This window comes from Nocardia blacklockiae (assembly GCF_015477355.1).
Lineage (GTDB): Bacteria > Actinomycetota > Actinomycetes > Mycobacteriales > Mycobacteriaceae > Nocardia > Nocardia blacklockiae.
The window spans coordinates 276,201-294,663 of sequence record NZ_JADLRJ010000002.1 but is presented as its reverse complement, the minus strand read 5'-3'; the positions used below and the strand labels follow the sequence as shown (position 1 = coordinate 294,663).

Here is an 18,463-nt window from a genome sequence, read left to right as displayed (position 1 = left end):
ATTCTCCCGATGCGGTGGTGCTCCAGTGGCTCGCCGAGTTCATCGCGTGGTGGGCGCTGCTGTTTAGCCTGTATCTGCTCGTCCTCTGGATTATCCACAGGGCTGAGATGGAGTGGGGGCGACGCCGCGAGCTGAGACATCTGCGAGTGGCCCTCCAACGTGAGCTGGCACGGATCGACAGCCAAGCAGTTCGCAGTGTGGCTCGCGTCCAAACCGCGTATGTCGTTGCTCGGCAGTGTGTTCGCGACGCGAGCGCGAGGAGGCGTGCATGAGCGGCACAGACCCGAAGGGCTGGGGCGACAGGTTTCTGTCGTTTTGCCTCGCTGTGCTGGGCGGTGTGATCGCGCTATCCATCGCCGTGGCCGTGCTCAAGTTCATCATGATTTGGCTTCTTGGCGCGCTCGGTCTCGCGGTGCTGATATGGCTCGGCGTTGTTGTGTATCGCGCTACACGAGACCGTTGGTAACTATCTGCCCGATACACCCCAGGGCGATATGTTCGCTTCGCTGTTGTAAAAACAGCAGCTCACCGCTGAAGTTCGTTGACGAGGTAATTAGTACCCCGCATAGTAAAGGCAGACGACGCGGTAACAATTACCCCGCTCCACGCTGAGTCAGCCTCACGCTGATCGGCAGTTCGTCCAAATATGCTCCCCGCCGCCTGAATCCAGGCGTGGTTTTCTGCGCCCAAAATCTGGATCGGCGGCGGGGAGGAACAGCAACCAATAACGCATAAAGGAGGAATTAGTTATGTCAAAGACCCATCGACCCAACTACCGCCGCGAAGCCCAAGGCAGACAGCGGAGAACGCGCCACCAGGGGGAGATCACGGTGCGCAGCGTCAAGCGCAAAACGCCCGATCTGCGCAAGCTCAGCCGGGCGGTCATCACCCTCGCCATGGCCGAAATGGACGCTGAAAAGGAATCCGTCAGCACGGTTCTCGCAGCCGGATCGTCGACTGACGAGCAGGCGCCGGCTTCGGACAGCTCTGGCCAGACGGAGGTTCGCCATGACGACTGACCAGCAAGCCTTGCCCCTTACGGCGGATTCGCTGGTATGGCAGCAAGTGTTCTGGCCAGCGCCGTTCCCGGAGGCCGCCGCGTTCTCCATCCTGCGCCACTGGGCGGCACAAACCCACGCCCCACAGCTCATCCTCGAAACACGCGCTGAATCTGGTGGTGTCGAGTACCTGATCGGCTCCCGGCTGCGACATGCCCAAGGAGTGCGGGCGGCAATCGAGCAGCTGGTGAAGGGCAGCGTTATGGTCGGCTATCCGGACGACCGCGAGCCGATCACCGTGGCGCGCAAGCTCAAGTTGTCATCGGTGCGCCCCATCGAACCCCACGACGCGGTGGCGTCGACGCGCTCCATCCTGCATGCCCTGACCACAGTGCGCAGCGGGGAACGGCTAGTGATTCAACAAGTGCTCGGGCCTCGATGGCATCCGCATTCAGTGCCGACCGAACCGCTCCGCTATGACCAATCTGTCATCTCCAGGGTGCTACGCGGAGCGCTCCCGGAAGATCGGGCCGATGTTCGTCAGGCCATAGCTCAGAAGGTCGGCCAGCACGGGTTTATAACCACGCTCCGCATCGGCGTCCATGCCGGTGGGGCTGAACGGCGGCGGTCGTTGTTGCTCGGCCTGGCGGCGGCGATGAATACGGTCGAAGCTCCGGGAGTCCGCTTGACCTTGCGCCCGGAGCAGCCGGCCAAACTGAACCGCCCGCGGACAACCTGGTCGTTGTTTGCGCGGGCTCAACAGCTTTCGGTGGTCGAGACGGCTCGCCTCATTGCCTGGCCGATCAACGACCGCGACCACGACGAACCCTTCCCCGGCCAGCCACCGCGTCACCCGAAGCCAGTCCGGCCATCTACGGCCGTACTGGCGGGCGAGCGGGTGATTGCTAATGCCAACGCACCCGGCGTGACGGGCGCGTTTGGCTACAGCGTCGTTGACGCCACGCGCCATCTGTGGACGATGGGGCCGAGCGGCGTGGGGAAATCCAGCCTGTTTCTGAACCTGATCGTTGACGACCTTGAGAAAAATCGTCCGGTTGTGGTCATCGAACCGAAAGATCTCGTTGCCGACATTTTGGAGCGTATCCCCGCCCACCGCATAGATGACGTGGTGGTGCTTGATCCGCTGTCGGACAGTCCTATAGGGATAAATCCGCTCGATGGTAAGCATCGAGGCGGCCGAACTCCTCAAGTTGTTGCCGACTCATTGTTTTCGATGTTTCGTTCAATCTACGGAGACAGCCTCGGCCACCGATCCGCCGACATCTTGCGCAATTGCCTTGAGGTACTGGCCAGACGGGAAGATGCCTCATTGGTCATGTTGCCGCTGTTGCTCAACAATCCGGGGTTTCGACGCTCTCTTACCCAGCACATTATTCGCGAAGACCCCTATGCCGCCGGGCCCTTCTGGCAGTGGTACGACGGCCTCTCACCGGAAGCGGTCGCCAGCATCACCGCGCCTCTCAGCAATAAACTCCGGCCGCTCATGACCAAACAGCTGAGGGCAGTTCTTGCCCAGCGCAATCCGAAGTTCAATATCCGGCAGGTGCTTACCGAACGCAAGGTGTTGCTCGTACCTCTCCAAAAGGGCGTGATCGGACCTGAAGCGGCACAACTGCTTTCGGCGGCGGTACTGTACGAGTTGTGGCAAGCCATTCTCGAACGTGCTGGTACGCCTGAACAGTCGCGTGAGCCGGTGATGATCTTCGTTGATGAAATCCAGGAGTTCCTTCGATTTTCCGACGACCTATCCGAAGCCTTGGCGCTGGCGCGCAGCCTGCGAGCTGGGTTCCATTTCGCTCATCAGCATGAAGCCCAGTTGCCAAAGTCAATGCTGGAGGCTCTGCGGAACAACGCCCGGTCAAAGGTATTTTTCCAACTTCAACCGGGTGATGCCAAGAACGCGGCAGTCGGCCAATCCACAGTCGCGGCCGAGGATTTCAGCTCTCTTCCGGCCTTTCATGTGTACGCAAGTTTGATCCGGGACAACGGCGTACAGCCGTGGATATCCGGCGTGACCTTGCCGCCACCACCGAAAACCAGTGATCCGGAAGAGGTGCGTCGACGCAGCCGCAAGCGCTACGGCCAACCCCTTGATGAAATCGAGGCCGGGTTCGCCGATTTGGTGGCTGGCGTGGACGGCACGGGTCGTGCGGCAGATGTCAACCACGGCCGGAAAGCGAGGCGGTCATGAGCGGTGAATCGGCGGAACGACGGGGAAGTGCTACGGCCCACGATGGCCGTATCGCTGACCGTTTCCCCTCAACCAACATCCCCGCGTCATCGCTGGTCAGTACGTCCACCTCCACTTTTGCGCCCGCTAATGATGGTGGCCATCCGGCCACCACACCGCCACAAGCCAATCGAGTGGGCAAGTACGAGCTGCGTCGAGTGGCTGACCAGTTGAGCGACCGCGACTGGGCAATACTGCGCTCGGTTGCCGAGCACCGCTTCTTGACTGTCAGTCAGATTTGCGTGCTGCATTTCCATGATCTCGGCTCATCATCTGGGTTGCGCCGGACGCAACGAGTGCTTGCCCGGTTACGAAGAACCGGCCTGCTCGAAACGCTGACCCGGCGCGTCGGCGGCGTGCATGCAGGTAGCCGCGGGCTGACGCATTACATAGCTGCTGCTGGAGAACACCTACTGAGGATTGAATCCGGTAATCCAGTACGGCAACGCTGGCATGAGCCATCGGCGCGATTTGCGGAACATCATTTGGCAATTGCGGATTTACGTATCGAACTGGAAATTGCCCAGCGCCGCCAAACGCTTGAACTCGTACGGCATGAGGTCGAACCCGCCGCATGGCGAAGATATACCGGCCTCGGCGGCGCGCTGATCACCTTGAAGCCGGACGCCTACTTTGAGACTTCTTCAACACCGGGCACTGATTTTGTTGATGCCTGGTTTGCCGAAATAGACCTTGGCCATGAAGGAATCCGAACACTAATCAAGAAATGTCACGAGTACGAGCACTATCGACGCCAAGGCATCGAGCAAGAAGAGGGCGGATTCCCTTGGGTGATCTGGATCCTGACACACAAGGACGAGACCAAAGCGGAACGGCGACGAGCCGCGCTCCGAGAGGCCATCAACAATGACCGACAACTTGACCCCAACCTCTTCCACGTGGCAGCGCCGGAACAAGTACTGCCAATAATTCAGAAAGGAGCGACTATATGACAAAACACTCTCACCTTCGCTTTATCCAAGGAGGCCAGCTCGAACGCAATCAGATACTCGTGGGTGATGCACTCGATCGGCTGCGCCAGCTGCCGGAAGGCTCCATTGACCAGGTGCTTACCAGTCCGCCGTACTTTCGCCTTCGCAACTACGGCACCGATGACCAAATTGGACTTGAAACCCACGTCGACCAATGGGTCGAACGGCTCGCTGCCATCAGCGCGGAGGTTCACCGCCTGCTTGTTCCCACCGGCACTTACTGGCTGAACCTCGGCGATACGTACTCGTTTCACCACTCGCAGGGTGCCCTGCGAAAAAGTCTGCTCATGGCACCCGAACGTCTGGCACTGCGGCTGCAACGGGACGGCTGGATCATTCGAAACAAAGTCATTTGGGCCAAGACCAACCCCATACCGATCAGCGTGCGTGATCGGTTGGCCTGTACCTACGAAGTCATCTACGTGTTGGCGAAGCAACCCACATACTTTTTCGACCTCGACGCCATCCGGCAACCGCACAAAACGCGCTCTCCCAAGCCATACCGCATGAAGCGGGCCCGCGAGGAATCTTGGCGCGGTCCCAATGGCGATACCGCCACAGGACTCGACAGCCTCAAGGCGGCCGGGCTTGCCGGTCATCCACTCGGCAAGAACCCGGGCGACGTCTGGCAACTCGCCACCGCCAACCATCGCGGCGACCATCACGCCATGTTCCCGATGACACTCGCCACGCGGGCAATCCAAGCCGGATGCCCAGAGGCACGCTGTACCCGATGCCGGCAGCCGTGGCGTCGGCGCATCATCCGGGCTCTTGGTGGCGTTGCTTCTCGAGCGGCGCTCGGGCCGACGTGTGATTGCCGCGCACCAAGCGAACCCGGCATCGTCGCTGACCCGTTCATCGGCAGCGGCACCACCGCTGTCGCCGCTGAAGCGCTGGCACGCGAGTGGTTGGGAGTCGAACTCAATCCAGCATTTGCAGTGCTGGCCAACGACCGCATTGCAGACGAGCGCTACAAGCGCCAACGCGAAACCGAAGACAACAGCCCTGGTGCCCCGGCCGCATAGACGGGTCTCCGGTGCCTCGTCGGTGCCGTGCGACTGGGGATCGAAACGGCACACAGCCGTTCACCAGTCGCACCAACACCGAGGAGGACTCGTGTCCGCACCAGAACAGCAAAGCCGCAGCGTAAAGACGCTAGGGGTCAAGCTGGAACCCGATGTTCACGCCCAGCTGAGCTTCATCGCTCAGCTTCGGGAGGGAACGATCACCGACGAAATCCAGATCGCCATCCGCACGCACATCGAGCGCGCGAAGGACGACCCGGAACTCCGCTCCCGTGCCGAACAGGTACAGGCGGAAATCGAGCGCGAGGCCGCCGCCAGGCGCGACGCTATCGCCACCCTGTTCGCCGCATCCGGTACCACACCGGAAGCGACACCCAGTAGCGGCACCACTCGATCCCGTCAGAGGAGCAAGGAAACCACGTCGGACAGCTGAGCCCACACGCTCAGCAAAGGAGCCGGGAGGGTGCAGATCGAGCGATTTTCGCTCTCTGCACCCGACCGGCCCCTCTAACCCATGAATACGGTGAACTGACCTTTCGGGCAAAAAACCGTAACACAGAATTAGCGCGATTTATCCGTCGACGCAACGAAAAATACTGTAAGGAGGGTATATGAACAAATAAGCCAACGACGGACTATCCGCTGTAAATTCTACACGGGGTAGCTATTGCCTCGAAATGGGAATTGTAAGAAAATGAAGTAAAGGAGCATGAAGCGCATGAGCAATAATTCAAACGACAAGATGGGATCAGAGACGACCCCGCTTGGAGAATTGCTCAAGATGTTGCGCGAAAAGCGTGGGCTGACCCATTACGCTTTGCAAGAACGCTCCGGCATCGACCGCTCCAACCTCAGGCGGATAGAATCGGGTATCCTCGCGCATGTAAAGCCAGCTACGCTGGAAAGGCTCGCGGACGCACTCGACGTTGATGTCGAAGATTTCTACGAAGCCCACTGGGAAACAACGGGCCAGCCGCTCCCGAGCATACCAACGTACTTTCGCACCAAACACCGCTACCTGACCGACGGCGACATTGCCAAGATCGAAGAGTTTGTGCAACGCACCGAAGAAGAACGGATCAGAACTAGCGGAACCTCCCGATAGCGTACGGTAGCAGGCTATTCAGCCCACCTATACCTCTTCTTTCTTACATTCTCACACTTCTCACTACTGCCACCGGAAAGGAGGTACTTATGAACCGTTCTAACGCTTTACCAACTCTCACATCACTCAGGCGTCTTTTGCCACGGCGCGAGATCACCTACGACGAGGCAATCATTATCGCCGAGCAGCAAGCTAACCGCCTCGCTGCGGCGTGGGGTAATCGTCCCATTCAAGAAAGCGACATAATCAACTTGACGCGGCTCGATATTGTCCGCGCGGATTTTGGCAGCCGATCGAAGCGCGGCAGCGCTCTCCACTCGGGTGCCAGCCGCTACCATAACGGCCGCTGGATGATCTGGCTTGACGCCTCCGAAGTCGAAGCACGCCAACGCTTTACGATCTGTCATGAACTCAAACACATACTCGATTGGCCGTACCAATCGAGCTACAAAAACCTCAGCCAACGAGAAATCGAACGGATATGCGACCACTTCGCCGGATGCCTGCTGATGAGCAAAGTGTCCATCTATCGTCTGTGGGGCGATGGGCTACAAACACCTGAAGCGTTGGCCGCCGTTTGCCGGGTTTCCCTTGCGGCTATGAAAGTTCGATTGAGAATCCTGCATCTGCCGATAAACAATGGCGCGAGCGGTTCCTATTTCTGCCGTACTAACTACCGAGAACATATATATAAACCGCCGACACTTAAGCAAATGGGGGTAGCTGCATGAGCACGAAGAAACGAACCTCGGCCGATCTGCTGCGTGGCCTTGCACCGCAACGCGCTGATGATCTCGATCCAATCCTCCGACACAAAGCAATCTCACTGTTGCGGGTGTCTACCGAGCGTCAGACGCATACGGCTACAGATATTGACGAAGACGGCCTGTCTATCGCCACTCAGCGCGACCACAACAATGCTAAGGCTGAAGCCCTTAACTCTGACGTAGAAATAGAGTTCATCGAGCCGGGCTACTCCGGTAAAACGATCGACCAGCGTCCGATCATCCGTGAGATTATGGAGTATCTGCAAGAGCATCCAGACATTGAATACCTGATCGTCTACATGCGCTCGCGCGCCTTCCGTAACCACTTCGATGCCGCCATCCTGCAAGTGCAGCTGCAAAAGATCGGCGTCCGGCTCGTATCAGCAAAGGAAGACTTCGGCGAAGGCCCGCACGCCGTGGCGATGGAAGGCATGCTTGACATCATGAATGGCTTGCAAAATACCTTGCAGGGCCTCGACATTTCCACGAAGATGCGGCACAAAGCCATCAATGGCGGCACGCTCGGGCAGGCTCGACTCGGATATGTCAACGTGCGTGTCGAGAACGAAGGCAAGCAGATCAATACCGTTGGTATTGACGAGAAGCGGGCGCCGCTCGTCAAAAAAGCTTTCGAGCTGTACGCCACCGGCGACTACACCTTGGAGCGCCTGGAGGCCACTTTGGCCGACCTCGGCTTGACCGCCAGAGCCAACAGCCGTTGGCCGGAACGCCCCGTGACATTCAAGTGGCTGCACCGGATGCTCCGAGACCCGTACTACATCGGGTTCGTCACGTACAAGGGCGAAATCTATCAAGGTCGCCACGAGCCTCTCATCGAACCGGAGCTGTTCGAGCGCGTCCAGGACGTCATGAACACGCGCAGCGCCAACGGCCAACGAGACCGCGTGCTGCAGCACTACCTCAAGGGCTGTTTATTCTGCGACCGTTGTGAGCGCAACGAGCGCACTAGCCGCCTCATCTACACCGAGGCCAGGGGGCGGGGTGGCGGCGTCTACAACTACTTCCTGTGCCGGGGCCGCCAAGACGGCGTATGCGACTTGCCGTACCTGCCCGCTGAAGAGGTCGAGGCCGCCATCGTCAACCACTACCAAACCCTCACCCTGCCACAAGAGTTCATCGCTGACGTCACCCGCATGCTCGATGAGGCCGTGGCCGACCGCCAAGGCAGTGTCCGTGCCATGAACGCCGGACTGAACAAACGACTCAAAGAACTGGACGTCAAGGAAGAGCGCCTGCTCGACCTCGCTGCCGACGGCGAACTTCCGCAGGCCAAGATCAAGGCACGCCTCCGCAAGATCGAGATGGAACGCCATAGCGTCCAATCCGGTCTTCTCGGCACCACGGCCGAACTCGCAACCGGCGTCGAAATCGTCAAGACGGCGCTCGAACTCGTCACTGACCCCCACGGGCTCTACGAGCGCTCTCCCGACGACACCCGCCGCTTCATGAACCAGACCTTCTACGAAGCCTTCTACCTTGATGAGACTGGTGTTCGGGCTGACGAGCTCAACCAGCCGTTCAACGACTTCCATCGGGCAGCCAAGCTCCACGCAACGGCGACAAGCCGGGCAACGAAAAAGGGCTCCCGCGCTGCGGGAACCCTTGATCAATCGAACTCTACTTCTTCCAACGAAGCTCCCACTCTCACCGGCATTTTTTCGGTTTCCGGTTCGAGTACGGCCTCTGTGGTGGAGCTAAGGGGAATCGAACCCCTGACCTTCTCGATGCGAACGAGACGCGCTACCAACTGCGCCATAGCCCCGTGTGGGTCGTTGCCGAACCACGCTGCAGAACTTTAGCAGGTTGGGGTGGGTGGGGCCGAATCGGCTGGTCAGGAGGGGTGCGGGAAGCGGGAAGGGGGTGGTGGCGGGGTTGATCGACGTGTATACGGGACCTTCCTTCGCGCTGCGGGCTGAGGCTACGACAAGGGAAGTGCGAGACCGCAATACGAAGGGCGAGACCGCAGCGCAGTACTTGACCGCGGCAACGCGGGAGTAAAGCGTCGCGCCGGTCGAAGCGTGCAACCGGCGACGAAAAGCCGCATCCGAGCCGTTGGCGCGAACCTCGGATGAGAGCTGCATCACTTAAGCCCGGTCCGATCACCGTTAGTATGCATCATACATGTAGTGTGCATGATGCACATTGACAGTCGTATGGCGTTCGAGGGAGAGCCGGCGTGCAGAAGACAGATTCCACTGGGCATCCGGGAGGGCTCCTGGGTGTGCTGGCCTTCGCCGGCATCGTCGCGTCGTTGACGCAGACGCTGGTGGTGCCGCTGCTCGGACAACTGCCGCAGCTGCTGCACACCAGCGCTTCGAACGCGACGTGGGTGGTGACGGCGAGCCTGCTGGCCGGCGCGGTGACGACCCCGGTGGCCGGGCGGCTCGGTGACCTGCTGGGCAAGCGCACGGTGCTGCTGGCGTCGGTGGTTCCGCTGGTTGTCGGGTCGGTGATCTGCGCGCTGGCGTCGTCGCTGTGGCCGATGATCATCGGCCGTGTGCTGCAAGGGATGTGCGTCGGCCTGATCCCGGTCGGCATCGCGGCGCTGCGCGACCTGCTGCCGCCCGAGCGGCTCGGTTCGGGCATCGCGCTGATCAGCTCGTCGTTGGGAATCGGTGGCGCGCTCGGGTTGCCGCTGGCCGCCGCGGTCATCGAATACAGCAGCTGGCGGGTGCTGTTCTGGGGCGTCGCCGTGCTGGCCGCGCTGGTCGGTCTGCTGATCTTCGTCGCCATCCCGGCCACTCCGCCCAGCGGGGCGAAGGGCCGGTTCGACGTGCTCGGTGCCGTCGGTCTGGGCGCGGGGCTGATCTGCCTGCTGCTGGCGATCTCCAAGGGCGCGGCGTGGGGCTGGACGAGCGGCCTGACCATCGGGTTGTTCGTGGCCGCCGTCGTGGTGCTGCTGCTGTGGGGCGGGTGGGAACTGCGCACCCGCGACCCGCTGGTGGACCTCCGCGTCACCGCGCGGCCGCAGGTGCTGCTGACCAACGCCGCCTCGATCGTGGTCGGCATGGCCATGTACGCGCAGTCGCTGATCGTGCCGCAGCTGCTGCAGCTGCCGGAGTCCACCGGTTACGGCCTGGGCCAGTCGATGATGGCGATGGGCCTGTGGATGGCGCCCGCGGGCTTGATGATGATGGCGGTCTCGCCGTTCGGCGCCAAGCTGTCTGCGCTGAGCGGGCCCAAGGTCACCCTGATCGTCGGGTGCGTCATCATCGCCGCCGGATACGGCTCGTCGATGGGGCTGATGGGCACCACCTGGGGACTGCTGATCGTCACCCTCATCATCAACGTCGGCGTCGGATTCGCCTACGGGGCCATGCCCGCGCTGGTGATGGGCGCCGTGCCGCAGTCGGAGACCGCCGCGGCCAATAGTTTCAACACCCTGATGCGCTCGATCGGCACGTCCACCGCGGCCGCGGTGGTCGGCGCGGTGCTGGCGCAGCTGAGCGTCACCCTGGCGGGGCATTCCATCCCGACCGAGAACGGTTTCCGCGTCGGTCTCCTGATCGGTTGCGGCGTAGCGGCTTTCGGTGCCGTGGTCGCACTGTTCATCCCCGCGCGGCAGCGTGCCGTCGCCCCGGCTCCGGCCGCGCCGGGCCCGCGGCACGCGCTCGACGACCGCGAGCCGGTGGCGGTCGGCGTGCGCGGCGAGCCCGTCGCGGACGGCGGTGCACAGTCGGTCGCGCCCGTGTATAGCAACGCACAGTCGGTCGCGTCCGTGGATGGCAACGCACAGTCGGTGGCGCCCGTGGATGGCAACGCACAGTCGGTCGCGGCCGGGCAGCGCAACGGGGCGGTCGCGCGCGACGGCGTCGCGGAGCGGCCGGTCGCGAACGGCCCGGTGCTGTTCGGCACGGTGCGCGACGCACGCGGCGCGGCGGTGCCCGGCGCGACGCTGACCCTGATCTCGGCCGCCGGTCAGCAGTTGGGCCGCGCCCAGACTCGCGCCGACGGCTACTACGAGCTGGCCGCCCCGACCGCCGGGTCGTACGTGCTCATCGCCTCCGCCGAGGGCCGCCGGCCCGACGCCTCGACCGTGGCGCTCGGCGACCGACCGGTGTCCTGCGACGTGACGCTGGCGGCGATGGCCGGACTGGCGGGCACGGTGGCGCGGGCCGGTGACGGCACCCCGGTGCCCGAGGCCCACGTCTCGGCGCTCGATCTGCGCGGCGAGGTATTGGCTTCCGCCGTAACCGATCTCGACGGCCGGTTCGGACTGACCGAACTGCCCGAGGGCGAGTTCACCGTCGCGGTGAGCGCACTGGGCTTCCACCCGACGGCCCTCCCGGTGCGAGTGTCGGGCGCTGGCATCACGCCCCTCGAAGTGCTGCTGCGGCCGGGTGTCCGGCTGCACGGCGTGGTGCACGTCGACGACGGCCGCCCGGTGCAGGACGCCCAGGTGACTCTGGCGGACGCGCGGGGCAACGTGGTCGACACCGTGACGACCGGACCGGACGGCAGCTACAGCTTCGGCAACCTCGACGAGGGCAGCTACACCGTGATCGCCAGCGGCTACGCGCCCGCCACCACCCGGGTGAGCGTGCGCGGCGGCGACGTCGATTCAGTCGACCTGGAGCTGGGCCATGGCTCACCGACACGATCCGCCGTGGGCGTGGCCGAGCGCAACGGGTTCACGGGGAACGCACGGAACAACTGACCAGCGATGCCCGCCCCTGGTGCGGACAGGCGCGGACTGCGTAGCTCACCGGGCCCCGAACCCCCACTACCTCTCGGCCGACGATTTCGCCTGCGCGAGAACGGTTTCCAGCATCGCGGGGGTCAGCCTGCCGGTGAAGGTGTTGCGCTGGCTGACGTGATAGCAACCGAACAGCTCGAGCGGGGCACGGTCGGTGCGGGCGGGTGCGATCCGGTACCGCACGCCGTGCCCGAACCGCGGGCGGCCCGCCTCCCAGCCCGCCTGTGCCAGCGCGGGCAGCAGTGCCTGCCAGCCCCACGCCCCGAGCGACACGATCGTCCGCAGCGTGGGTGCGAGCAGTTCGAGCTCGGTGACCAGCCAGTTCCGGCAGGTGTCGCGTTCCTCGGGCGTGGGTTTGTTGGCCGGCGGCGCGCAGTGCACGGGGGCGGTGACGCGCGTGTCGAGCAGTCGCAGGCCGTCGTCGAGGTGGGTGGCGGTCGGCTGACTGGCCAGTCCCACGGCGTGCATCGCGGCATAGAGCACGTCGCCGCTGCGGTCGCCGGTGAACATGCGGCCGGTGCGGTTGCCGCCGTGTGCGGCGGGCGCCAGCCCGACCATCAGCAGCCGGGCGTCGGCCGGGCCGAAGCCGGGGACCGGTCGGCCCCAATAGGTCTCGTCGCGGAAGGCCGCCCGCTTCTCCCGCGCGACCTCCTCCCGCCAGGCGACCAGGCGCGGACACGCGCGGCAGTCGCTCAGCGCCGTGTCCATCTCGCCCAGGGTGCGGTACACGTCCGCACTCAATCACGTCCGTCCGGCCGGCCGCCCGCCGGGGGCCGATCCCGCGACACGCCTGGTGAGAGCTCATGCCAGGCCGGGGAGTCGTGTCGCCGATCTCGCACGGAACGGGTTGATAGCATGACCTACCTGGCCGGACGGCACGCGTCGCAGCCACCGGTTGCACGCTGCCCACTCGATCACCTCGAGAGAGTTTTCTTCCATGCAGTTTGAGATCGTCGAGCGGGACGAGACCTGGGTCGCCGGACTTCCGGTGCGGAGTCCCAAACGCGCGCTCGGGGAACTGCGTGACCGCGACCTGGAGGCGGCCTGGGCCGCGGTCCTGCACCAGGAGCTGGGCGGGCCGCTGGCGTCGGCCTACACCGACTACTCGGCCGAGTTGAACACCTTCAACACCCAGATCGTCGGGTACGAGTGCAGGTCGTTCGACGAGGTCACGCGCGGCCACATCGTCGCGCGGCTACCCCGGGGGACCTACGCGCGGTTCTCCTCGGTCGGCAATTTCCCGCAGATCATGACCGATCTGTGGACCCAGATCGCGTACGCCGAGGAACACAAGCAGATCAAACGGACCTATACGGGGGACTTCGAGTGCTATCCGCACGCCTACAAGATCGATCTGTATCTGGCGGTCGAGGCCCAGTCATGAGCTATTCGATCGTGGTGCGCGACGCGGCGGTCTACGGCGGTCTGGTGGTGCCGCAGGTGCGCCCGAGTTTCAAGGTCAGCAACAGCGAGCTGATCGAATTCCTGCGCGACCGGCTGCGGGACCGGGAAGGCGCCGACCACCCGCTGTACACGGTGTACGCGCCCGACCCGGCCGGCAACTACAACGTGCTGGTCAGCTACGACTATCCGGCCGTCGACGCGGTACCGGTCGGCGACGTGCTGCTGCGGGTGCCCAAGGGCGTCTACGCCCGGTTCGAGCCCAACGGGGACTACCACGACCCCGTCGAGGACGTGTGGGCGCAGGTCGACGACGCGACCGCCTCCGCCGAGATCACCCGGGCCTATCGCGAGGAGATCGAGATCTGGCGCGGTCCGGCCGAGGTGGAACTGTTCATCTCCATCCTGGTGTAGTTAGCCGCTCGGTAGCCTCATGGGTACCGACTGGTCTTTCTGTTCTGTCCAGTTAGCGATCCGACGCCCCTGACCTGGCCTGATTTCGGACTGCCCACCCGGGTTTCGGGAGATTTGCCAGACGTCTGGTCAATTCCGGTCCGATGACGGATACTGCCTAGGCGGCCACCTCCGGGCAGCGGACTGGGTTCGGTACCCGACGGGAGGGTCCGGGTAGTCGCGCGGCACCGCGCAGCAACGGAGTAGGAACGGTATGACTGTCGAAGCCAGCGCGGCCGTGTCGGCTGTCGCGGACGCGCGAGCGCACGACGGCCCCCGGCACACCCCGATTCGGTGGGATACTCGGACATACGAGGCAAATGCTGGGAAGTTGCGAAGTGCGGAACGGCGGTGTCCGGTGTTTACCGACTCGCCGGGACCGGAGATGCGGCATCGGTATGGATTGTGAGAACGACTGCTCGCCGCGTTGCGGCGAACTCGTCGCGATTTCATCGGAATACGCCTATACACTAGCGTCACTTCAGGGCGGATTCATCGACCTGCCGGGGGTGCCGGAACAACTGAGTATGGCGTTGGTACGTCGTCCGAGCCACGCGCCGGGTGCGATCGTCGAGGACGGTCGACTGCCGGTGCCGAGCGCGGACACCCGCGGATAGCACGATCGGAGACAAGGTGCCTCGGCGAACGCTCGACTCACTGGTGACGCAGGTCGCCGCGGAGTTGATGGGGGTCGACGCCACGACGATGGTGGCGGCGACGGAACGCGTGCTGGCCAAGCTGGTCGAGTATTTCGACGTGGACTTCAGTTTCGTCCGGCACACCGATCGGGAACGGCGCGCGACGGTGCTGGTCGCCGAATGGCCGCGCCGCCCGGCGGTTCCCGAGCCCGATCCGCTCGAGGTCGTCTACTTCGAGCGCGCCGATTCGGTGTTCCGCGCGATGGAGTACGCGACCGAACCGATGATCGTGCGCCCGACGCCGGAATTCGCCGATTACCAGGAGACGATTCGCCGGTCGTCGGGGATCTCGGGGGTCACCTCGGCGACCGTGCCGCTGATGTCGCGCGGCGAGCCGACCGGGCTGCTCGGCTTCATGAAGCTGGGCGACCGGGAGTGGAGCACCCGGGAAATCAACGTGCTCAAGGCGATTGCGGCGTTACTGGGCCAATTGCAGGCCCGGGTGGTCGCCGAGGAGCGGCTGCGCTACATCGCGCTGCACGACGATCTGACCGGGTTGGCGAATCGCCGCGCATTACTGGAACACATGGAGGAACGACTGCGGCCGGGCAGCCCGGGACCGGTGGCCGCATTCTTCCTCGACCTGGATCGGCTCAAGGCGCTCAACGATTTCCTCGGGCACACCGCCGGTGACAATTTCATTCGCACGCTGTCGACCCGGCTGCAAGAACATCTCGATCCGAACGACATGATCGCTCGGCTCGGCGGCGACGAGTTCGTGATCGTCCCGGCCAAGCCGATGGACGCGGTCGCCGCGGAATTGGAGGCGACCCGGATTCACCAGTTGATCATCCGGCGGGTGTCGGTGGGCGGGGAATCGGTCAGCCGCGGTGCGAGTGTCGGTGTGGCATTGGGGATTCCGGGCGATACGACGGTCGCCGACGTATTGCGGCGCGCCGATCACGCGCTGCTGTCGGCGAAATCGGGCGGCGGCGACGGGGTCGCGGTGTTCACCGACGCGATGCGCGCGCAATTCGAATTGCAGGACGATGTCGAGCTGAATTTGCGCGGTGCGGTATCCGACGGTTCGCTGCTGCTGCACTACCAGCCCGAGGTGGATCTGCGGACCGGTCGCGTGGTCGCGCTGGAGGCGCTGGTGCGCTGGCAGCACCCCACCCGGGGACTGCTGCCGCCGGGCGCGTTCGTCGGGGTGGCCGAGGCGACGAACCTGGCGGGCGAACTCGGGCGCTGGGTGATCCGGTCGGCGTGCGCGCAGTTCGCGCAGTGGCGGCAGCGCGGGTTGGCGTCCAATGTGGTGATTCGGATCAACGTGTCGCCGGTGCAGCTGGTCAGCCTGGATTTCGTGGAGCGGGTCGAGGACGAGCTGCGGCGCTTCGGCATCGACGGCAGCTCGGTGTGCCTGGAGATCACCGAGCACGTCGTGGTGCAGGATCTGGCGCGGACCCAGGTCACGCTGCGCGGGCTCAAGCGGATGGGCGTGCAGATCGCCATCGACGACTTCGGCACCGGCTACAGCTCGCTGTCGCATCTGAAGGCGCTGCCGGTGGACGCGGTGAAGATCGACCGCGGGTTCGTGCAGCGGCTCGGCGTCAGCACCGACGATCTGGCGATCGTGAAATCCATTGTGGGCCTGGCCGGTTCGTTCGGGCTGGGCGTCGTGGGCGAGGGCGTGGAGACCGCGGTCGCCGCCCGCACCCTGGTCGGGCTGGGCTGCTACCGGGCGCAGGGCTTCCTCATCGCGCGGCCGATGCCGGCCGAGGAGGTCGAGGCGCACCTGGCGCTCGGACGGATTCCGCTCGACCTCGAGCTACCCCGGGTCTCGCGCGGCGTGAACCGGATCTGACGCCGGGCGCGACCGCCGGCCCCCGCTGCGGTCTGCGATGCTGTCCGGCATGACCGGCAACGATTGGCTCCTGGTGGAGACGCTCGGTCCCGAATCGGAGCCGACGATCGTCGCCGACGGCGGGCGGCCGCGGGCGTGGACGAGCGTGTCCCGACCGCGGCGGACGTTCGGCACCGCGGCGGCCGAGCTGGCGGCCACGCTGGTCGAGCGGGCCCGCGCGGCGGAACCGGAGGTGCGTCTCGGCGCGGGCGGTCTGCACGGGGCCGCGGTGCCGATCCGCTGCGCGTTCGGCGATATACACGGGGTGCAGGTGTGGGTGGGGTCGGAGGGGGAACAGCCACCGCCGCGGCGGCCGGTCGCCGCGTGGGACTGGCTGTCGGAAACCGAACTCGCCCACCACGGTCCGGGTCTGGAGGAATTGGTCTTCGCGCGGGCGCCGGAGCAGGTGGCCGCGGTGCGGACGCCGCCGGAGGTGTTCGGCCGGATGGTGCGTTTCGACGGGCGGATGGAGTATCTCGCGGTCGTCGCGGGGACCGATCCGGCGGCGCGCTGGCAGGGCGAGGCGGACTTTCTCGGCGACGACGGGCGGGTGCGCGGCATCCGGATGATCGTGCGGGTGCACCGCCTGGCGCGGCACGTGACCCGCGCGCTGGTCTACGACGTCACGGATCTGCGTCCGCCGCAACCGGTTCCGGAGCTGGCGATGACCCGGGCGGTGGCGCGCGCGGCCGAGGTGGGCATCGGCTTCGTCGAGCTGGCGATGGGCCTGGTCTACGAATGGACCAATGAGCCGCCGCCACCGCTGCACCGCTGGCTCACCGAGCGGCCGCTGCTGCACCCGGACGACCTCGCGGACTATCGGGCGGCGTGCCGGGCGATCCGCACCGGGGCGAGTGCCCGCGAACTGGCCGTGCGCGTGCGTTTCTCCGACACCGACTGGATCGCGGTGTCGGTGGAGCTGTCGCGGCTGGGCGACGAACCCGCGCACGGGCTGATCCGGGTCGCGCCCCGGGCGTAGGGGCCGCGCGGGACACCGGCCGTTTTTCCGATACTTCCGCCCGCGTTCACGCGGCGTTGGCCCGTTGGGTCCGGGATCCGGCCACGATCTGCCTGTGCGCATCGTTCAGCTGGCGAACTTCTACGGTCCGCGCTCCGGCGGGCTGCGCACCGCCCTGCACCACCTGGGCGCGGGCTACGTGGCGGCCGGGCACGAGGTGGTGCTGATCGTGCCGGGCGCGCGCCGGGCCGAGGAGACGCTCGCGACCGGCGTGCGGCGCGTCACCGTGCCCGCGGTGGCGATCCCGTGGACCGGCGGGTATCGCGCGGCCGACCCGCGCCGCGTGGCCGATGTGCTGACCGGGCTGCGGCCGGACGTGCTCGAGGTGTCGGATCGCTTGACGCTGCGCGGTTTCGGGCGCTGGGCTCGCCGCCGCGACATCGCCGGGGTGATGATCTCGCACGAACGACTGGACCGGCTGCTCGGCCAGGTGCTGCCCGGCCCGCTGGCCCGCCGCGCGGCCGACGCGGCCAACCGCCGCTCCGCCGAGGACTACGACATCGTGGTCTGCACAACGGAATTCGCGCGCGCGGAGTTCGGCCGCATCGCCGCGCCGAATGTGGCGCTGGTGCCGCTCGGGGTCGATCTGGAGACGTTCAGCCCGCTGCGGCGCGACGGCGCGCTGCGGCGGCGGCTCGGGGCGCGGCATCTGCTGGTGCACTGCGGGCGGCTGTCGGTGGAGAAGCGGGTGGACCGCAGCATCGAGGCCGTCGACGCGCTGCGCCGGGAAGGCGTGGACGCGCGGCTGGTCGTGGCCGGTGACGGACCGCGGCGGGAGGCGCTGCACCGGCGGGCCCGGCTGCTGGCGCCGCTGCCCGACGGCCGACCGGCCGTGCACTTCACCGGGTTCATCGCCGACCGCGACCGGCTGGCCACGCTGCTCGCCAGCTCGGACGTGTCGCTCGCGCCGGGACCGCACGAGACCTTCGGGCTGGCGGCGCTCGAGGCGCTGGCGGCCGGGACGCCCGTGGTGGCCAGCAGGTCCTCCGCGCTGGCCGACATCGTCACCGAGGACTGCGGCGCGGTCGCCGACGACCACCCCACCTCGTTCGCGCAGGCGGTCACCGACGTGCTCGCGCTACCGCCCGGCGACCGCCGCCGCGCCGCGCGCACCCGCGCCGAGCAGTTCACCTGGCCGGCCGCGGTGGCGGGGATGCTGGAGGTGCTCGGCGGTCACTGAGTCCGCGACCGCAGC

16 protein-coding genes, 1 tRNA gene and 2 pseudogenes are annotated in these 18,463 nt (G+C 65.2%); 16 read left to right on the top strand and 3 right to left on the bottom strand.

The genetic code is table 11. The features are described from left to right. The first annotated feature begins 268 nt into the window (after window positions 1–268). The 9 genes and pseudogenes from IU476_RS07375 to IU476_RS35970 all read left to right on the top strand — a co-directional run. Window positions 269–466: a hypothetical protein gene (locus tag IU476_RS07375; RefSeq protein WP_195098060.1), complete on the top strand. Its 198-nt coding sequence runs from the start codon at window positions 269–271 to the stop codon at window positions 464–466. A 283-nt stretch (window positions 467–749) separates the two neighbouring features. After that, entirely contained in the window at window positions 750–1,019 is a 270-nt protein-coding gene (locus tag IU476_RS07370) for a hypothetical protein (protein WP_195098058.1), read from the top strand. Continuing rightward, window positions 1,009–3,210, top strand: a complete 2,202-nt coding sequence (locus IU476_RS07365; protein ID WP_195098056.1) for a type IV secretory system conjugative DNA transfer family protein — start codon at window positions 1,009–1,011, stop codon at window positions 3,208–3,210. The genes IU476_RS07370 and IU476_RS07365 overlap by 11 nt, the downstream gene beginning before the upstream one ends. After that, window positions 3,207–4,202: a replication-relaxation family protein gene (locus IU476_RS07360; RefSeq protein ID WP_195098053.1), complete on the top strand. Its 996-nt coding sequence runs from the start codon at window positions 3,207–3,209 to the stop codon at window positions 4,200–4,202. Before IU476_RS07365 ends, IU476_RS07360 begins: the two co-directional genes overlap by 4 nt. Then, window positions 4,199–5,266 (top strand): DNA-methyltransferase, encoded by a 1,068-nt coding sequence (locus IU476_RS07355; RefSeq protein WP_195098051.1) that lies wholly within the window; start codon window positions 4,199–4,201, stop codon window positions 5,264–5,266. The genes IU476_RS07360 and IU476_RS07355 overlap by 4 nt, the downstream gene beginning before the upstream one ends. Window positions 5,267–5,357: 91 nt before the next feature. Continuing rightward, complete coding sequence (locus IU476_RS07350; RefSeq protein ID WP_195098049.1) at window positions 5,358–5,699, top strand: hypothetical protein; 342 nt, start codon at window positions 5,358–5,360, stop codon at window positions 5,697–5,699. 276 nt (window positions 5,700–5,975) lie between these two features. After that, a complete protein-coding gene (locus IU476_RS07345) occupies window positions 5,976–6,371 on the top strand; it encodes a helix-turn-helix domain-containing protein (RefSeq protein WP_195098046.1) in 396 nt (131 codons plus the stop codon). Window positions 6,372–6,460: 89 nt separating this feature from the next. Then, on the top strand, window positions 6,461–7,102 hold the full coding sequence (locus IU476_RS07340; protein ID WP_195098044.1) for an ImmA/IrrE family metallo-endopeptidase: 642 nt from the start codon (window positions 6,461–6,463) through the stop codon (window positions 7,100–7,102). Next, window positions 7,099–8,187: pseudogene (locus IU476_RS35970) on the top strand (recombinase family protein); the annotation flags it as partial. The gene IU476_RS07340 and the pseudogene IU476_RS35970, both read left to right, overlap by 4 nt. Here the strand turns inward: IU476_RS35970 and IU476_RS35965 are convergent. Next, entirely contained in the window at window positions 8,071–8,691 is a 621-nt protein-coding gene (locus IU476_RS35965; protein ID WP_228823316.1) for a hypothetical protein, read from the bottom strand. The pseudogene IU476_RS35970 and the gene IU476_RS35965 sit on opposite strands and share 117 nt — an antisense overlap. Window positions 8,692–8,845: 154 nt before the next feature. Beyond that, window positions 8,846–8,921, bottom strand: a tRNA-Ala gene (locus IU476_RS07330). A gap of 414 nt (window positions 8,922–9,335) precedes the next feature. On the opposite strand from IU476_RS07330, the pseudogene IU476_RS35960 reads away from it, so the two are divergent. Together IU476_RS35960 and IU476_RS35955 are read left to right on the top strand one after the other, a co-directional pair. Beyond that, a pseudogene (locus IU476_RS35960) lies at window positions 9,336–10,757 on the top strand (MFS transporter); the annotation flags it as partial. A 30-nt stretch (window positions 10,758–10,787) separates the two neighbouring features. Further along, window positions 10,788–11,816 (top strand): MSCRAMM family protein, encoded by a 1,029-nt coding sequence (locus tag IU476_RS35955; protein ID WP_324193955.1) that lies wholly within the window; start codon window positions 10,788–10,790, stop codon window positions 11,814–11,816. A gap of 66 nt (window positions 11,817–11,882) precedes the next feature. On the opposite strand, the gene IU476_RS07320 is transcribed toward IU476_RS35955, so the two are convergent. Next, on the bottom strand, window positions 11,883–12,563 hold the full coding sequence (locus IU476_RS07320; protein ID WP_195098691.1) for a uracil-DNA glycosylase: 681 nt from the start codon (window positions 12,561–12,563) through the stop codon (window positions 11,883–11,885). A gap of 229 nt (window positions 12,564–12,792) precedes the next feature. On the opposite strand from IU476_RS07320, the gene IU476_RS07315 reads away from it, so the two are divergent. The 5 genes from IU476_RS07315 to IU476_RS07295 all read left to right on the top strand — a co-directional run bounded on the left by IU476_RS07315 (window position 12,793) and on the right by IU476_RS07295 (window position 18,448). Continuing rightward, window positions 12,793–13,239 (top strand): GyrI-like domain-containing protein, encoded by a 447-nt coding sequence (locus IU476_RS07315; RefSeq protein WP_195098040.1) that lies wholly within the window; start codon window positions 12,793–12,795, stop codon window positions 13,237–13,239. Further along, complete coding sequence (locus IU476_RS07310) at window positions 13,236–13,670, top strand: effector binding domain-containing protein (protein WP_195098039.1); 435 nt, start codon at window positions 13,236–13,238, stop codon at window positions 13,668–13,670. The genes IU476_RS07315 and IU476_RS07310 overlap by 4 nt, the downstream gene beginning before the upstream one ends. A 723-nt stretch (window positions 13,671–14,393) precedes the next feature. Further along, on the top strand, window positions 14,394–16,211 hold the full coding sequence (locus tag IU476_RS07305) for a putative bifunctional diguanylate cyclase/phosphodiesterase (RefSeq protein ID WP_195098689.1): 1,818 nt from the start codon (window positions 14,394–14,396) through the stop codon (window positions 16,209–16,211). 49 nt (window positions 16,212–16,260) lie between these two features. Continuing rightward, window positions 16,261–17,229, top strand: coding sequence for a GAF domain-containing protein (locus IU476_RS07300; protein WP_195098038.1), 969 nt, complete (start codon window positions 16,261–16,263; stop codon window positions 17,227–17,229). A 94-nt stretch (window positions 17,230–17,323) separates the two neighbouring features. Further along, window positions 17,324–18,448, top strand: coding sequence for a glycosyltransferase (locus tag IU476_RS07295; RefSeq protein WP_195098037.1), 1,125 nt, complete (start codon window positions 17,324–17,326; stop codon window positions 18,446–18,448). Window positions 18,449–18,463 lie beyond the last annotated feature (15 nt).

What these genes read in the sequence shown, in the direction of transcription:
- IU476_RS07310 (WP_195098039.1), top strand. Translation starts at nt 13,236, where the DNA reads ATGAGCTATTCGATCGTGGTGCGCGACGCGGCGGTCTACGGCGGTCTG.
- IU476_RS07365 (WP_195098056.1), top strand. Translation starts at nt 1,009, where the DNA reads ATGACGACTGACCAGCAAGCCTTGCCCCTTACGGCGGATTCGCTGGTA.
- IU476_RS07345 (WP_195098046.1), top strand. Translation starts at nt 5,976, where the DNA reads ATGAAGCGCATGAGCAATAATTCAAACGACAAGATGGGATCAGAGACG.
- IU476_RS07375 (WP_195098060.1), top strand. Translation starts at nt 269, where the DNA reads ATGAGCGGCACAGACCCGAAGGGCTGGGGCGACAGGTTTCTGTCGTTT.
- IU476_RS07370 (WP_195098058.1), top strand. Translation starts at nt 750, where the DNA reads ATGTCAAAGACCCATCGACCCAACTACCGCCGCGAAGCCCAAGGCAGA.
- IU476_RS07340 (WP_195098044.1), top strand. Translation starts at nt 6,461, where the DNA reads ATGAACCGTTCTAACGCTTTACCAACTCTCACATCACTCAGGCGTCTT.
- IU476_RS07360 (WP_195098053.1), top strand. Translation starts at nt 3,207, where the DNA reads ATGAGCGGTGAATCGGCGGAACGACGGGGAAGTGCTACGGCCCACGAT.
- IU476_RS07355 (WP_195098051.1), top strand. Translation starts at nt 4,199, where the DNA reads ATGACAAAACACTCTCACCTTCGCTTTATCCAAGGAGGCCAGCTCGAA.
- IU476_RS07305 (WP_195098689.1), top strand. Translation starts at nt 14,394, where the DNA reads ATGGGGGTCGACGCCACGACGATGGTGGCGGCGACGGAACGCGTGCTG.
- IU476_RS07300 (WP_195098038.1), top strand. Translation starts at nt 16,261, where the DNA reads ATGACCGGCAACGATTGGCTCCTGGTGGAGACGCTCGGTCCCGAATCG.
- IU476_RS07315 (WP_195098040.1), top strand. Translation starts at nt 12,793, where the DNA reads ATGCAGTTTGAGATCGTCGAGCGGGACGAGACCTGGGTCGCCGGACTT.
- IU476_RS07320 (WP_195098691.1), bottom strand. Translation starts at nt 12,563, where the DNA reads ATGGACACGGCGCTGAGCGACTGCCGCGCGTGTCCGCGCCTGGTCGCC.
- IU476_RS35965 (WP_228823316.1), bottom strand. Translation starts at nt 8,691, where the DNA reads ATGGAAGTCGTTGAACGGCTGGTTGAGCTCGTCAGCCCGAACACCAGT.